Origin of the sequence: Serratia sp. NPDC087055 (assembly GCF_044900985.1) — a bacterium.
In the GTDB taxonomy this organism is placed as follows: domain Bacteria; phylum Pseudomonadota; class Gammaproteobacteria; order Enterobacterales; family Enterobacteriaceae; genus Serratia.
Genome location: NZ_JBJDOG010000007.1, coordinates 199,491 through 215,294, shown reverse-complemented (window position 1 = coordinate 215,294; position 15,804 = coordinate 199,491). Strand labels below are relative to the sequence as shown.

The 15,804-nt window shown below is 54.3% G+C and carries 14 protein-coding genes; 10 read left to right on the top strand and 4 right to left on the bottom strand.

Annotated features, from left to right (window positions below; all coding sequences use genetic code 11):
- From ACI2J2_RS22945 to fbaA, 7 genes are all read left to right on the top strand, one after another.
- The coding region (locus ACI2J2_RS22945) for a transketolase-like TK C-terminal-containing protein (protein WP_404760914.1) at nucleotides 1–207 on the top strand (207 nt) is incomplete at its 5' end.
- Nucleotides 208–394: 187 nt separating this feature from the next.
- On the top strand, nucleotides 395–1,465 hold the full coding sequence (locus tag ACI2J2_RS22940; protein ID WP_404760918.1) for an ABC transporter substrate-binding protein: 1,071 nt from the start codon (nucleotides 395–397) through the stop codon (nucleotides 1,463–1,465).
- Between the two features lie 70 nt (nucleotides 1,466–1,535).
- The gene (locus ACI2J2_RS22935) at nucleotides 1,536–3,305 is read left to right on the top strand and encodes an iron ABC transporter permease (RefSeq protein WP_209639491.1); all 1,770 of its coding nucleotides are present in this window, start codon (nucleotides 1,536–1,538) and stop codon (nucleotides 3,303–3,305) included.
- A complete protein-coding gene (locus ACI2J2_RS22930) occupies nucleotides 3,298–4,368 on the top strand; it encodes an ABC transporter ATP-binding protein (protein WP_404760913.1) in 1,071 nt (356 codons plus the stop codon). Before ACI2J2_RS22935 ends, ACI2J2_RS22930 begins: the two co-directional genes overlap by 8 nt.
- 367 nt (nucleotides 4,369–4,735) lie before the next feature.
- Entirely contained in the window at nucleotides 4,736–5,752 is a 1,017-nt protein-coding gene (gene epd / locus ACI2J2_RS22925; protein WP_209639496.1) for an erythrose-4-phosphate dehydrogenase, read from the top strand.
- 78 nt (nucleotides 5,753–5,830) lie between these two features.
- Nucleotides 5,831–6,991 carry a phosphoglycerate kinase gene (gene pgk / locus ACI2J2_RS22920; protein ID WP_404760912.1) on the top strand — a complete coding sequence of 387 codons (1,161 nt, stop codon included), beginning with the start codon at nucleotides 5,831–5,833 and terminating at the stop codon, nucleotides 6,989–6,991.
- A 117-nt stretch (nucleotides 6,992–7,108) separates the two neighbouring features.
- Complete coding sequence (fbaA, locus tag ACI2J2_RS22915) at nucleotides 7,109–8,188, top strand: class II fructose-bisphosphate aldolase (RefSeq protein WP_037426794.1); 1,080 nt, start codon at nucleotides 7,109–7,111, stop codon at nucleotides 8,186–8,188.
- A gap of 52 nt (nucleotides 8,189–8,240) precedes the next feature.
- On the opposite strand, the gene ACI2J2_RS22910 is transcribed toward fbaA, so the two are convergent.
- Nucleotides 8,241–8,909, bottom strand: a complete 669-nt coding sequence (locus ACI2J2_RS22910; protein ID WP_209639502.1) for a DUF1345 domain-containing protein — start codon at nucleotides 8,907–8,909, stop codon at nucleotides 8,241–8,243.
- A 207-nt stretch (nucleotides 8,910–9,116) separates the two neighbouring features.
- Between ACI2J2_RS22910 and mscS the strand changes: the two genes are divergently transcribed.
- Nucleotides 9,117–9,983 (top strand): small-conductance mechanosensitive channel MscS, encoded by an 867-nt coding sequence (gene mscS / locus ACI2J2_RS22905; RefSeq protein WP_209639504.1) that lies wholly within the window; start codon nucleotides 9,117–9,119, stop codon nucleotides 9,981–9,983.
- A 79-nt stretch (nucleotides 9,984–10,062) separates the two neighbouring features.
- Here mscS and ACI2J2_RS22900 read toward each other — a convergent pair whose 3' ends face one another.
- Complete coding sequence (locus ACI2J2_RS22900; protein ID WP_404760911.1) at nucleotides 10,063–11,412, bottom strand: MFS transporter; 1,350 nt, start codon at nucleotides 11,410–11,412, stop codon at nucleotides 10,063–10,065.
- A 405-nt stretch (nucleotides 11,413–11,817) separates the two neighbouring features.
- Between ACI2J2_RS22900 and ACI2J2_RS22895 the strand changes: the two genes are divergently transcribed.
- Entirely contained in the window at nucleotides 11,818–12,555 is a 738-nt protein-coding gene (locus ACI2J2_RS22895; protein WP_404760910.1) for an SDR family oxidoreductase, read from the top strand.
- Between the two features lie 246 nt (nucleotides 12,556–12,801).
- Nucleotides 12,802–13,701 (top strand): LysR family transcriptional regulator, encoded by a 900-nt coding sequence (locus tag ACI2J2_RS22890; RefSeq protein WP_265557042.1) that lies wholly within the window; start codon nucleotides 12,802–12,804, stop codon nucleotides 13,699–13,701.
- Here the strand turns inward: ACI2J2_RS22890 and ACI2J2_RS22885 are convergent.
- Both ACI2J2_RS22885 and ACI2J2_RS22880 read right to left on the bottom strand, forming a co-directional pair.
- Nucleotides 13,676–14,482, bottom strand: coding sequence for a substrate-binding domain-containing protein (locus ACI2J2_RS22885; RefSeq protein ID WP_404760909.1), 807 nt, complete (start codon nucleotides 14,480–14,482; stop codon nucleotides 13,676–13,678). The genes ACI2J2_RS22890 and ACI2J2_RS22885 overlap by 26 nt on opposite strands.
- 15 nt (nucleotides 14,483–14,497) lie before the next feature.
- Nucleotides 14,498–15,793: an MFS transporter gene (locus tag ACI2J2_RS22880; RefSeq protein ID WP_265557040.1), complete on the bottom strand. Its 1,296-nt coding sequence runs from the start codon at nucleotides 15,791–15,793 to the stop codon at nucleotides 14,498–14,500.
- Nucleotides 15,794–15,804: the final 11 nt, after the last annotated feature.

Sequence of the window (15,804 nt, the reverse complement as noted above, 5' to 3'; positions counted from 1 at the left end):
CGTGAATCCGTGCTGCCGGCGGCAGTGACTGCGCGCGTGGCGGTAGAAGCGGGTATTGCGGACTACTGGTACAAGTACGTGGGCCTGAACGGCGCTATCGTGGGCATGACCACCTTTGGTGAGTCGGCGCCGGCAGAACAGCTGTTCAAAGAGTTCGGCTTCACCGTGGAAAACGTGGTGGCCAAGGCGCAGGCACTGCTGAAATAAGCCCTGCCCTGTCGCGTTACCCTAAGCCCGGCACATTGCCGGGCTTTTTCTTGCCCAAAAATCGTCCAACCTCACAAAACACGAAGATAAAAAATCAACGGCGTTGCTTAAGAACACTTATTAACTATATGTTAATTTTTGGTTTATTAAATGTAACCAGGAGTTGATCATGTTAACAAGAATCAGCATGTCGGTCGTAGCGATGGCTGTGCTGGGCGCAGTGCCTGCTTACGCTGAGTTCCCGGCAGGCTATCCCGCTGACTATCAAAAAATCGTGGACGGTGCGAAGAAAGAGGGCAAGGTCGTGGTGTATTCCACCACAGATACCAAAGCTGCCGGGCCGCTGATCCAGGGATTCGAAGCGTTGTACCCGGGCGTTAAAGTCGAATACAACGATATGAACAGCACCGAATTGTACAACCGCTATATCAGCGAGCAGGCTGCAGGTGGCACCAGCGGCGACGTGGTATGGAGCTCGTCGATGGACACGGCGCTGAAACTGGCCACTGACTACGCGCAAGAATATGCCTCGCCAGAGCAGGGCCAACTGCCCAAGTGGGCGGTATGGAAAGAGAAAGCCTACGGCACAACCTATGAGCCGGTGGTCTTCATCTATAACAAACGACTCATCCCGCAGGGTGATGTGCCGGACTCACATGCTGCACTGGCAAAACTGATCGCCAGCCAAACCGACAAGTTCAAAAAGAAAGTCACGACCTATGACATTGAAAAGTCGGGGCTGGGGTTCATGCTGTCGGTACAGGACTTTAAGGCAGATCCCCATTATTTCGCCACGTTGGCAGACATTGCTAAAGGGGGGCTGGCGGTTCAGTCGTCTACCGGGACCATGATGGAAAGGGTGTCATCCGGTGAGAATCTGATTGGTTTCAATATCCTGGGTTCATACGCTGAAGCTCGCGCCAAAACCGACCCTTCACTCGGTATCTCTTATCCGAAGGACTATACCCTGGTGCTGTCGCGCGTGTCCTTTATCAGTAAAGAGGCGACCAACGCGAATGCAGCAAAACTGTGGCTTAACTTTGTGCTGTCGGAAAAGGGCCAGAGCATTCTCGCCAATCAGGCGGATATTCCCTCCATCCGTAATGACATTGAAGGCAAAAACGATATCGATGGCATGACCAAAATGCTCGGTAATGCGCTGAAGCCGATTCCGGTGGATGAAAGCCTGCTGGAGTATCTGCAACCGGCCAAACGTCTGGATTACATTAAACAGTGGCGTGCCGCCGCGGCCAAATAAGTTCAATATCCGGACGCGTGTCTGCCACCGTGGCGCGCGTCCTTTGGTGGTTTATGACCAGGGATAAATTATGAATGCATGGCGCAGAAAGTGGCAGAGCCTGCCGCGCAGCTTGGTGGTGGTGATAACCGCACTGGTTATTTATGTGCCACTGTCATTTATCGTGATTCAAAGTTTCCTCTCCGCTCCCTTTTTCTCTCCCTCCAAGGTTTTTAGCCTTGAGGCGTTCCAATTTATTTTCACCGATCCGGACTTTTACAAGGCGCTGAAAAGCGGGTTTATCCTGGCTTTCGGCCTGGTGGTGATCGCGATTCCGCTGGGGGGGATCCTGGCCTTTTTAATGGTCAGAACCGATTTGCCCGGCCGCCGATTTATTGAACCGCTGATCCTGGTGCCAATCTTTGTCTCGCCGATGGTCTTGGGCTTTGGCTACGTGGTGGCCGCCGGGCCGGTCGGCTTCTTTTCACTGTGGGCGGAATCGCTGCTGGGGTTTGTGCCCTGGAATATCTATTCGATGGCCAGCATCGTGGTGATCGCCGGGTTGACGCACGTACCGCACGCCTATCTCTATATCTCCTCGGCGTTGCGCAGCGTGGGTTCTGACGTAGAAGAAGCCGCCCGAACGGCGGGTGCTTCACCTTTGCAGGTAATGACTGCCGTTAGCTTGCCGATGGTGCGGCCTTCGATTCTGTACGCCGGGGTTTTGCTGTTCTTCCTCGGGCTGGAAGTGTTCGGCCTGATGCTGGTATTGGGGGATCCAGAGGGCAATCTGGTGCTGGCAACCTACCTGTATCAATTAACCAACAAGCTGGGGACACCGTCTTATCATTTGATGGCGGCGGTAGCGGTGGTGCTGATCTGTATCACCATTCCATTGGTCATGTTGCAGCGCCGCCTGATGCGTACCGCCAACCGTTTTGTCACGGTTAAGGGTAAGGCCTCGCAGGCGCGGGCGCTGCCGCTGGGAAAATGGCGCTGGGTGGCCGGTGCGGTGGTGGTGTTTTGGCTGACGGTGACTATCGGTGTGCCACTGGTGGGTGTGGTGCTGCGTGCCTTTATTTCTAATTGGGGGGTGGGCGTTTCAATCTGGGATGAGCTGTCGCTCAACACTTTCCGCACTATCTGGCAGCAGCCGAACCTGCTGCGGGCCATTGTCAACTCGATGGCGATTGGGGTACTCGGTGGCGCGCTGGCGGTGGTCTGTTACTTGTTCATCGGCATTGCCATGCATCGCAAACCTGACGGGGCTACCCGTTTTCTTGATTACAGCGTGCTGGTGCCGCGTGCGGTACCTGGCCTGTTGGCGGGGTTAGCCTTCTTGTGGGTCTTCCTGTTCTTGCCAATGTGGCTGGATAAGTCGCTGAAAGAGGGCTGGCTTTCGGTGCTACCGATGGCTGAATGGCTGCGGGAAAACCTGATCGTCTGGCTACGTTCCTTACGCAGCACCATCTTCAGTGTCTGGCTGGCGTACACCGTCGTTTGGATGGCGTACGGCCTACGGCTGATCTCGTCGACGTTGCTGCAAGTCGGCCCTGAGCTGGAAGAAGCGGCGCGCAGCGCTGGTGCATCCCGTGGCCAGATCACCCGCCACGTCACCATTCCGCTGTCGCGTTATGGCTTGATTGGTTCGTGGTTGCTGATGTTCCTGATTTTCGAGCGTGAGTATTCCACCGGGGTCTATCTGTTGTCTCCGGGCACTGAAACCATAGGCTCGATGCTGGTGTCTCTGTGGGCGGCGGGTGCCATTGATATTGTCGCTGCACTTTCCTTCATTAACATCCTGTTGGTGGTGTTAGGTCTGGGTATTGCCCTGCGCTTTGGAGTGAAATTACATGATTGAACTTTCGGTAGAGGATCTGCATTTAACTTACGGCGACAACCCGGTACTGAAGGGCGTCTCGATGCAGCTAAAGCGTGGCGAAGTGGTTTCGTTGCTGGGGCCGTCGGGCAGTGGTAAAACCACGTTGCTGCGTGCGGTCGCCGGGCTGGAAAAACCGACTCAGGGCCGCATTATCATTGGCAACAATACCGTTTACGACGGTACCTCGCGCAGCGAGATCCCGGCGGAAGAGCGCAACCTAGGGCTGGTATTCCAGTCCTACGCCCTGTGGCCGCATAAAACGGTGTTTGAGAATGTTGCCTACCCGCTGAAATTACGCAAAGTGGCTTCGGCGGAAATGACCCAACGGGTACAAGGTGTGCTTGATCAACTGGGGCTGGGGCATTTGGGTAAGCGCCATCCGCATCAGTTGTCCGGTGGCCAGCAGCAACGCGTGGCAATTGGCCGGGCGCTGGTGTACAACCCGCCGGTCATTCTGCTGGATGAGCCTTTGTCGAACCTTGACGCCAAGCTGCGCGAAGAGGCGCGGGTTTTCCTGCGTGAGCTGATCATCAAGCTGGGGCTTTCGGCGCTGATGGTGACGCACGATCAGAACGAGGCGATGGCGATTTCCGATCGCATTTTGCTGCTTAACAACGGAAAAATTGAGCAGCAGGGCACGCCGCAGGAAATGTACGGTTCGCCGTCGACCCTGTTTACCGCCGAGTTTATGGGCAGCAATAATCGCCTGAACGGCAAGGTCACCGAGGTGGTTGACGGCAAAGCGCGCATTGAAGGGAAAGACTGGGCGTTGTGGGGCATGGCGGGGGCAGGGGTAAAAGCCGGCGAAGAGGCCACGGCGGTGATCCGCGTGGAGCGCGTACGCCTGGGGGATGACCCGCAGGGTAACCAGCTTGAGTTGCCGCTGCTGACCAGCATGTATCTGGGCGATCGTTGGGAGTACCTGTTCCGCACCGTGGCTGAGGATTTTGTCGTGCGGGCCTATGGCACTGAAGTGCGCGGCCAGACGCTGTGCCGGCTTTCCCTGCCGGCCGAGCATCTGTGGATATTCCCGAAAGCCTAGCGGTCCACACCTCATCGTTACCAAGATATCTGGCGTATCACAGCGGATTGAGATTGAAAAAGTGTGCGCTAGATCATCTTATTCTCGCAAAGTGCCGTTCGGTTGTCAGGCAGGCTGTCGCATCTGTTCCTTTTGGCAAAACTTTGGTTTATGCTCGGCTGAAGCGTTTCAGTTGTAGCTGTATTCAACAGAAACGTCAGAGTGAAGGTAATGAGTGAAGGCTGGACCGAAGGAATAATGCGACGCGACGATTCACAGCAGGTGGTGCGCTAAAGTACTCTATGCGGGTTATCTAGATGACCCAGTCAGCGCCCTCTCAATAACGGTGAACGCGCCCGGGGAGAGAAGGCCCTTTTTCAGGAGCAGCATGACAATCCGCATAGCGATAAACGGTTTTGGCCGCATAGGCCGCAGCGTTTTACGCGCACTGTACGAATCGGGACGACGAGCGGAAATTTCCGTGGTGGCAATTAACGAATTGGCAAACGCCGAGGGGATGGCCCATCTACTGAAATACGACTCCAGCCATGGCCGCTTTGCCTGGGATGTGCGTCAGGAATGCGACATGCTGACCGTCGGGGACGACCGCATTCGCTTGCTGCATCAGCCCGCGCTGGAACAGCTTCCCTGGGGTGAGCTTGGTGTAGATGTGGTGCTGGACTGTAGCGGTGTCTACGGCAGCCGAGCCGATGGCGAGGCCCATCTGGCTGCGGGGGCGAAGAAAGTGTTGTTCGCCCACCCTGGCGGTAACGATCTGGATGCCACCATCGTGTTTGGCGTCAATCATCAGACGCTGCTGCAGGAACACCGCATCGTTTCCAATGCGTCATGCACCACCAACTGCATTATTCCGGTCATTAAGCTGCTGGACGATGCCTTCAGCATCGAATCCGGCACGGTAACGACCATTCACTCTTCGATGAACGATCAGCCGGTGATAGATGCCTATCATCAGGATTTACGGCGTACTCGTGCGGCGAGCCAGTCGATTATTCCGGTCGACACCAAATTGGCTGCCGGAATTACCCGTATTTTCCCGCAGTTTTGCGATCGTTTCGAAGCGATTTCCGTACGCGTGCCGACCATCAACGTGACGGCGATAGATCTCAGCGTCAGCGTCAGTTCGGCGGTGAAAGTGGCAGAGGTCAACCAGTTGTTGCAAATGGCCGCACGGGGATCTTTTCGTGGTATAGTTGACTATACAGAACTACCATTAGTCTCGATCGATTTTAACCATGACCCGCATAGCGCTATCGTCGACGGTACGCAGACCCGGGTCAGCGGTCAGCACCTCATCAAGACCTTGGTCTGGTGTGATAATGAATGGGGCTTTGCCAATAGGATGTTGGATACAACACGGGCAATGGCCGCAAGCGGTTTCTAGTACGGCGGCATCGGCATTGGTCGATGCGCCGCTCAGGCAACTTTATAGTTTCTAGAGAATCAACCAAGAGGGTTCACCATGTCTGTAATTAACATGTCCGATCTGGATCTGGCAGGTAAACGCGTTCTGATCCGCTCCGATCTGAACGTTCCAGTGAAAGACGGTAAAGTGACTTCCGATGCACGTATCCGTGCCTCCCTGCCGACTATTGAAGCTGCGCTGAAACAAGGCGCCCGCGTGATGGTAACGTCCCACCTGGGCCGTCCTACCGAAGGCGAGTACAACGAAGAATTCTCCCTGCTGCCAGTTGTTAACTATCTGAAAGATCACCTGAAAACCCCGGTTCGTCTGGCGAAAGACTACCTGGATGGCGTTGACGTTGCAGAAGGTGAACTGGTTGTGCTGGAAAACGTCCGTTTCAACAAGGGCGAGAAAAAAGACGACGAAACCCTGTCCAAAAAATATGCGGCGCTGTGCGACGTGTATGTGATGGATGCTTTCGGTACTGCACACCGTGCGCAGGCGTCTACCCACGGTGTAGGTAAGTTCGCACCTGTAGCTTGTGCGGGTCCGCTGCTGTCCGCAGAACTGGAAGCACTGGGTAAAGCGTTGAAAACCCCAGCTCGTCCGATGGTTGCCGTGGTTGGCGGTTCTAAAGTTTCGACTAAATTTGATGTGCTGAACTCGCTGGTGAAAATCGCCGATACGGTGATTGTGGGCGGCGGTATCGCTAACACCTTCGTGGCTATCGATAATAACGTCGGTAAATCCCTGTACGAACCTGACTTCGTCGAGGCAGCGAGAAAACTGCGTGACGAGTTCAAAATCCCGGTTCCTACCGATTCTCGCGTAGGGACGGAGTTTTCTGAAACTGCACCTGCTACCTTGAAAAAAGTCAGTGAAGTCAAAGATGATGAAGAGATCATGGACTTCGGTGACGAAACTGCGCTGGCTATGGCTAAGTTGTTGAAAGAAGCCAAAACCATTCTGTGGAATGGTCCGGTTGGCGTATTCGAGTTCCCTAACTTCCGTAAGGGCACCGAAATTGTCGCAAAAGCTATCGCAGACAGCGAAGCCTTCTCAATTGCCGGCGGCGGCGACACTCTGGCAGCCATCGATCTGTTCGGGATCGAGGATAAGATTTCCTACATCTCAACCGGCGGCGGCGCCTTCCTGGAATTCGTGGAAGGTAAAGCGTTGCCAGCGGTAGTGATGCTGGAAGAGCGCGCTAAGCAGTAATTCAGACAACGGGAGGCGAAAGCCGCCCGTTTGTTTTATACCGCGCGGCATACTGCGGCGCGGCATGAAAAAATCGATTTACATCCATCTACGGCCGACGAAACAGGACAAAGTAACATGTCTAAAATTTTTGATTTCGTAAAACCGGGTGTCATCACTGGTGATGACGTTCAGAAAGTATTCGCAGTAGCTAAAGAGAACAACTTTGCGCTGCCAGCAGTTAACTGTGTAGGTACCGACTCTATCAACGCCGTGCTGGAAACAGCAGCGAAGGTACGTGCTCCGGTTATCGTACAGTTCTCTAACGGCGGTGCTGCGTTCATCGCCGGTAAAGGCGTGAAGACTGACGTTCCTCAGGGTGCAGCAATTCTGGGCGCAATCTCTGGTGCACATCATGTTCACCAGTTGGCTGAGCATTACGGCGTGCCGGTTATTCTGCACACCGACCACTGTGCCAAGAAACTGCTGCCATGGCTGGACGGCCTGCTGGACGCTGGCGAAAAACACTTCGCAGCGACGGGCAAGCCACTGTTCTCTTCTCACATGATCGACCTGTCTGAAGAGTCCCTGGAAGAAAACATCGAAATTTGCAGCAAATACCTGACTCGCATGGCGAAGATCGGTATGACCCTGGAAATCGAACTGGGCTGCACCGGCGGTGAAGAAGATGGCGTGGACAACAGCCACATGGACGCATCTGCACTGTACACCCAACCAGAAGACGTTGCTTACGCGTACGAAAAACTGAACGCGATCAGCCCACGCTTCACCATCGCAGCGTCCTTCGGTAACGTGCACGGCGTTTATAAGCCAGGCAACGTTAAACTGACACCGACCATTCTGCGTGATTCTCAGGACTACGTGTCCAAGAAATTCAATCTGCCACACAACAGCCTGAACTTCGTGTTCCACGGCGGTTCCGGTTCTACCGATGCAGAGATCAAAGAATCCGTAGGTTACGGCGTGATCAAAATGAACATCGATACCGATACCCAATGGGCAACCTGGGACGGTATCCTGCAGTACTACAAAGCGAACGAAGCTTACCTGCAGGGCCAGTTGGGCAACCCGAAAGGCGCCGACCAGCCGAACAAGAAATACTATGACCCACGCGTATGGCTGCGTTCAGCTCAGACTTCCATGATTACTCGTCTGGAACAGGCTTTCAAAGATTTGAACGCAGTTGACGTTCTGTAATCTTGCCTAGCTGTTAGCCATAAAGGCTCCCTTCGGGGAGCCTTTTTTGTTTCTAGCTCAGCAGGCTGGCGCCGACGTTGATCGACAGCCCCAGGATCACCAGGTTGAAGACAAAGGAAATGACCGACTGTAGCAGGGCGACTTTGCGTACTTCTGCTGCGCCAACCGCGACGTCGGCGGTTTGCGAAGCGACTGCAATGGTAAAAGAGAAATAGGCGAAGTCCCAATAGGTCGGCTCTTGAAGGTTACCGGGGAACAGCAGCGGTAGAGGATCCTGCGGTGCGCCCTGGCGGTAAAACTGGTGCGCATAGTGCATGGTAAATGCCGTCGGTAGCAGTAGCCATGACACCACAAGCGTGGTGCCGGTTAACACCAGGTGCAGTGTTTTCAGTGAGTCGCTGACCTGCTTGGCCGTACTCAGTTCAAACAGAATGGCCAAAATGCTCACCAGACAGCCGATGCTGACCAACGCCAAAACCATGCTGGCGCTTTCGTCCTGCGCGCGGGCACGTTGGCGAATGTGCTTGGGAGTGCTAACCAGCATCAGCCGCCAGAGAAACAACAGATAGAGCCAGGCCAGCACGTTCCAGCCGAGCATCAGCCGTTGCAGTTGAGACAGCTGGGCGGGGAGTAACAGATAGCACAGAATACCTGCGCCAACAGAAAGTAACAGCCGCGGACGGACCTGCCAGTAGTGCCTGAGCGGGGAAAGTATACGCATTGCGGGACAGGTTCCTTGTCTTAAAAAAGTGAGGGTGCTGTGTTCAGCATAGAAGAAGTCGAGCCACCGTTTTGGCTATTTTTAGCGCTTACGCTTGGCATGCTGCGTGAATGTTGGTTAACCTATGGCGGTGGTTTCCTACTGACATCTGATGTCGGTGTATTTTTGAGAGTTTACCCCTTTAGGGGCTGAGTTAGGACGACACGAATGAAAGATCTGAACGTAGTAGACGGCATTAATGGTGCCGGTAACTGGCTGGTGCAGAACCAGGATTTATTGATTCAGTATGCAGTGAACATCGTTGCGGCGATCGTTATCTTCATCATCGGTTCGATCATTGCTCGTGTGGTCAGCAATGCGGTAAATCGGGTAATGAAGCTGCGCGGTATCGACGCCACAGTCGCTGATTTCCTGTCGGCAATGGCGCGATACGGTATTCTGGCCTTCACCTTTATCGCTGTGCTGGGGCGCGTTGGCGTACAGACCACCTCAGTGATCGCGGTGCTGGGTGCTGCGGGTTTGGCTGTGGGTCTGGCTTTGCAAGGGTCGCTGTCCAACTTCGCCGCAGGCGTGTTGCTGGTGGCCTTCCGTCCGTTGCGTGCCGGTGAGTATGTCGATTTGGGCGGTGTGGCCGGTACTGTCGACCAGGTGCAGATTTTCTCTACCACGCTGCGTACGGCAGACAACAAGACCATCGTGGTGCCGAACGGTAAAATTATCGCCGGTAACATCATCAACTATTCCCGCGAGCCAAATCGTCGCGTAGATATCGTGGTTGGCGTGGCGTATAACGCTGACATTGATGTAGTGAAAAAGGTACTTGGCGATGTGATCGCGGCCGACAAGCGCATCATGCACGCCAAAGGCGTGACTGTGCGGCTGACCGAGATGGCACCGTCCTCACTGAACTTTGTGACCCGTTCCTGGACCACCAATGCAGAATACTGGAACGTGTACTTTGATCTGATGGAAAACTTCAAGCGTGCGCTGGATGCCAACAACATCGGCATTCCGTTCCCGCAGATGGATGTTCATCTGTATCGCAACGATGCGACCACAGCGAAAGCAGAATAAGTGAGAAGGGGCCACGGCCCCTTTTTTACTGCAGGCCGAGGCGAGATCCCAGGGATGTCGCCTCGGCTTTTTTGTTGGATCAGTGTGGCAAAGCGGACGCTGACGTGGGTACGCGGCGGTGCGAGCTGAGCCGGTAGAGCAGGAATATGGCGGCAGAACCCACCAACACCGGCATCGCCAGCCAGATAAAGAACACCTCAGACGAACCCGCAGTGACAATCATCCAGGCACCGAGCATGGATCCCACGATTGAACCGAAGCGCCCGCTCGCCATCGCCCAGCTGACCCCCGTGACGCGGGCCGCGGTGGGATAGATCGTGGCGGACACCAGGTTCAGGCCGTTCTGTGCACCAGCCACGCCGAAACCGATCAGGAACACCGTGGTCGCCAGCGTGTAGACATCCCCCATCAGGTAACCGGTGGCGCCGACAACCAGCGCTGCACCCAGGTAGGACAGAGCAAGTACCCGGTATGGCCCGACGCGGTCCATCAGCAGCGCCATAAGGATAGCTCCGAGCGTCCCGCCCAGTGGCACCATTGCCCCAATGCGCGACGCGTGAACGATATCGTAACCGGCATCTTTGAGAATGCTCGGCAGCCAACTGGTGAGCTGGTAAAACACGAACAGCGAACAGAAGAACGCCACCCACAGCAACAGGGTGCGCACCGCACGGCCTTCGATAAACAGGTGCGATATCGGCGATCTGGCCTGTACTGGACGTTCGTCATCGACAATCGTTACGCCTGCCCAGTTTTTGCCGGTGATGCGTTCGACCACGTGGCGCAGGCGATCGGCATGTTTTGGGCTGGAAGTCATAAAGCGTACTGATTCGGGCATTTGCCAGGCCAGCAGCGGCAGCAACAGCAGCGGGGCAATACCGCCGAACATCAACAGGCCACGCCAACCGAATGCAGGGATAATTTGCCCGGCGAGCAGGCCACCCAGCGCCAAACCGGCGGTAAAGCCGCTCCAACTCAGTGTGACCATGATCATACGGCGACGCGCCGGCGAGTACTCCGAACTGAGGGTGATGCAGGTGGGCATCGCACCGCCTAAACCGATGCCGGTGATTAACCGCAGCAGAGTCAGCGACTCGATTGAATGGGTATAGGCAGAGGCCAGAGTGCCGCCGCCAAAGATCAGTATCGAAACGAGCAGTACGCGTTTGCGGCCGATGGCATCGGCGACCGGGCCGAAGACTAAACTGCCAATCAACAGGCCGAATAACCCGGCACCGAATGCGGGAGATAACTGCGCAGGCAGTAGGCCCCACTCTTCACGCAAGGCCGGGGCGATATAGCCGATGATGGCCGTGTCAAAACCGTCCAGCAAGACGATCAGAAAACACAGCGTGAGGATCAGAATCTGATAGGGTGAGATCTTGGCGCTGTCGATGATCTCGCTGATACGAGCGGTGTTTTGGCTCATGATAGTTCCACTTTATTCGTCTGGTGTGGAGCTGGCTGGAGGGCAGAGTAGGCGTCAGGTTCCTTCTGAAACGGGCCTGATCCAAAGCCGCTTTGGCTGGCGTGGTATAGAAATACGAGTATACCTCAGAGAGGAGACGTTGAGAGGGGGCGTGGGGGAGATGATGCGGGTGAGCTTGCAGTGACTGGCAATTACTCTGACACGTAACCAACCCGGCAGCCTCAAATCCTAGCGTCAGCTCAGTGCCAGAAACAGATGTTGCATGTCCCCTAGAACACGATTAAACAGATTGCGGTGCGGCTTATTCCTGCCTCTCATGAAAAATGGCACTAACTGAAAGATGCCAGTTCATCGCCTCATGTATATCTACATCCACACATAGTCATTATGAAAGGATGGATGGAGATGCTGAGAGGTAAAAGAGCTGTGATTACCGGTGGCGGCGCGGGATTTGGGCAAGCGCTGTGCGTGTGGTTGGCGCGAGAAGGCGTCGAGGTGCATTTTTCCGCGAGGCGTGCTGATGATATTCAAAAAACTTGCAGCATCATCACGGCTGAAGGTGGGATTGCAAAAGGGTATATCTGTGATTTAACCCAGCCTGAATCCATTTCTCAGTTTTCTTCACAGCTGTTATTTTCCGACAAGCCCATAGACATTTTAATTCTCAATGCCGCTCAGTGGCTGTCAGGCACGTTAGACGATCAACCCGATACAGAAATCATCAATACCGTCAGTTCAGGCCTGACAGGTTCAATTCTACTGACTCAGGCTTTGCTATCTGGATTAAGACGTTCTGAAAGCGCGGATATCGTCTCAATTATATCTTCATGTGGGATCCCGAATTTTACAGATTCAATTGCGCACCCCGCTTTTTTTGCTAGCAAACACGGGCTTAGCGGCTTTACAACTAAACTTTCTAACCAGTTGTCTGAAGAGAATATACGTGTGACCGGGCTGTATCCCCCGGATTTTGAACTAACCGGATTAGATACATTTGTCGATAGCCAGCCCAGAATGGGGGAACGTCTAATGAATGGGCGCTCGATCTGGGAAACAATTCGTTTTGTGCTGGCTCAACCGCGTAGTTGCCATATCAGTAGCATCTACTTTGAAGGTCCAACTCGCGAAAAACTGAATGTTTGAGGCTGAGTTTGGCGATGTTGAACAGAGCACTCAACGTCCACTTCTCGCTATAGCTGACCGCCGGTATCATGCTTTTTGGGCATCATCAGGCTTTCATTGTGTGGCAGGGGGTCATTTCCAGTCATGGCCGCCGGTATGTAAGGTGTCGGCGATGAGGGTGGCAGGTCAATCTTTAAAAAGTTGCTGTTGTCCAAGATGTGGCTATCATCTTTTCTTTAAACTGCCCTGAAAGGACTGCCTGCCGCTATGCCCGTGAATTTTGATCTGAACGATCTCTATGCTTTCCGTGCGTTGGTTGAATACGGTAATTTTCGGCTTGCCGCAGAGTCCATCTGCCTTTCACAGTCAGCATTGAGCCGCAGGATAGAGAAGCTGGAATCTGCGCTGGGTATTAAGTTGTTCGACAGAACAACCAGGCGCGTTACGCTGACACTTTATGGGCAAACCTTCGCCGAGCGCTCAGATCAGCTACTGATGAATGTTGAGCTGGTTCTGGCTGATATCAATAAGGTCAGTCAGGATCGCGTTGGGCTGGTAACGGTCGCGACCGTGCCCTCGGCGGCCTACTATTTTATGCCTGACGTGATTCGCAGTTTCCAGGCCCGCTATCCTCGGGTACGGGTTAAGCTTATCGATAGCAGTGCAGGTAACGTCATTGAAGCCGTTGCCAGTGGGCAGGCTGATTTCGGTATCTGTTTTGCCAGAACCCTGCAATCCAATATCGAGTTTCTGCCGTTGGTCGCGGATGTTTATGTGGCTGCCTGCAGGCGCGATCACCCCATCGCCGGTAAAAAAAGTCTGACCTGGCGCGAGTTTTATCAGCAAGACTATGTAGGGCTGGATAAGACGTCAGGTAATCGCAATTTGCTCGATCAGATGCTGGAGCACATCATTCCTGAGCGCCCCAGCATCTGCGAAACCCGGCATGTCACGACCATGCTGGGTATGGTTGAAGCGGGGATAGGCATTGCTGCGGTACCCGCCATGTCGATGCCTGCCTCAGAGCATTCGGTACTGACACACCTGCCACTGACAGATCCGGTAGTGAAGCGCACGGTTGGCCTGATCAGGCGCAGCGGGCGTATGCAATCCTATGTTGCCGCCGAGTTGGAAAAGCTAATCACTGAACAGTATCACTCTGCTTAACGGGTGGCGCAGTTTTCACCGTTCTCATCCCGGTGGCGCGAATAATGTCTTGCGCCTGGGCGGAAGACAGGAAGTCCAATAGCGCTTTGCCTTCCTGGCGATGTTCTGCCTTGAGGATGACCGCGCCGGCAAAGCGGGTGATGTACTGGACATTTTCAGGCAATTCACCAATAAAGGTGACGCCCGGAACAGGGAGCAACTCACTGACTTGCTGGAAGCCTATCGCATATTTCCCTTTTGCTACCTCGCTGGCCACCGGAATGCGTTCAACCTTATGTGCTTTTTCTTTCACCTTGTCTTCAATACCCAGCTTTTTGAATAGCTGGTTGCTGATATACAGGCCGCTGGCACTGTCAGAATAGGCAATGGACTTAGCCTGTAGCAGGGTTTTGCGCAGATCTGCTTCTTGTTTGATATTGGGTTTAGGGTCGCCTTGTTTAACCACCATACCAATCGGTGAATCGGCCAGTTCCACGCGCGAACCCGGTTGGATCCAGTTATCCTTTTCCAAATTCGTTAGTGCATCACCCACCATAATCACTACATCGGCTTTTTCTCCGCGAGCCAGGCGCGCGGGGATCGCCTGGGGCGTCTTGCCCATAGAGGGACCGGACACCAAGATGATTTTGTCGCCACTCTTTGCTTCAAATTGCGGAGTCAGTTTTTCCAGTGCGGCTTTAAAGCCGCCTGACATCATGACGGTCACCTCTTTGGCCATCGCACCCGTGCTGACAGAGAGGAGCACCAGGGTGGCGAAGAGTGGGCGATAAATTTTTTGCATGACGAAATCCCTGATTTAACGTGCGGTTTGTAGTGATAACGTGCGACGACGGTACAAATACAGCGTCGCCAGTAAGGCACACAGAGCAGCAAAACTCATCCAGTAGCCGGGGGAGGCTTTATCGCCGGTGTACTCGATCAGTGCGGTAGAGATAACTGGCGTAAATCCGCCAAAGACAGCGGTTGCCAGACTGTAGGCCAGCGAGAAACCGGCAACCCGGACCTCTGTAGGCATGATCTCTGTTAACGCCGGGATCATGGCACCGTTGTAGAGCCCATAGATGAAGGACAGCCACAGCAATACGCTGAGCATCATGGAAAAACTGGGGGCTTCAGCAAGCAGGCTAAGGGCCGGATACGCAGTGAACAGCGCCAGCAACGCCATGGTAATCAACACCGACTTACGGCCAAAACGGTCTGATAGCGCACCCCCTACCGGCAGCCAGAAGAAGTTAGATACCGCGACCAGCAGGGTCACCAGCAGGCTGTCAGAGGCGCTGAGCATCAACACTTTTTTACCGAAGGTGGGTGCATACACGGTAATCAGATAAAACGCGGTGGTGGTCATGGCGACCATCAGCATGCCGGCAATAACCACCTGCCAGTTTGCCAAGAGGGTCTTAAACACATCGTGCATCGCCAGATGCTTGCGACGGGCGTTAAACTCTTGGGTCTCTTCCAGATTACGGCGCAGGAAAAAAATGAAAGGCACAATCAAGCAGCCGAACAGGAAAGGCAGACGCCAGCCCCATTCGCGAATGACGCTTTCTTCCATGGCTGCATTCAGTGCGAACCCCATAGCCGCGGCCACCATAATGGCCACTTGCTGACTACCTGACTGCCAACTGGTGTAAAATCCTTTACGGCCTGGTGTGGCAATCTCAGCCAGGTAAACGGATACGCCGCCCAGCTCAGCCCCCGCTGAGAAGCCTTGCAATAAACGGCCGCCCAGTACCAGCAGTGGTGCCCACAGGCCGATGGTCTGATAGGACGGGATGAGGACAATCAGAAAGGTCCCAGCAGCCATGATCGACAGGGTTACAATCAGCCCTTTACGTCTGCCGACTTTATCAATGTACGCCCCCAGTACGATGGCACCGATAGGACGCATCAGAAAACCCGCGCCAAAGACCGCGAAGGTCATCATCAGCGAGGCAAACTCACTGCTGGCTGGAAAGAATGTATGAGCGATGTAGGTGGCATAAAATCCGAACAGAAAAAAATCAAATTGCTCCAGAAAGTTGCCAGAGGTAACGCGCAGTATCGCGCTGGTTCTTGCCCGAGTCGTCATTGGTGCGTTAGGGGGATGCATCTTTATCTCCA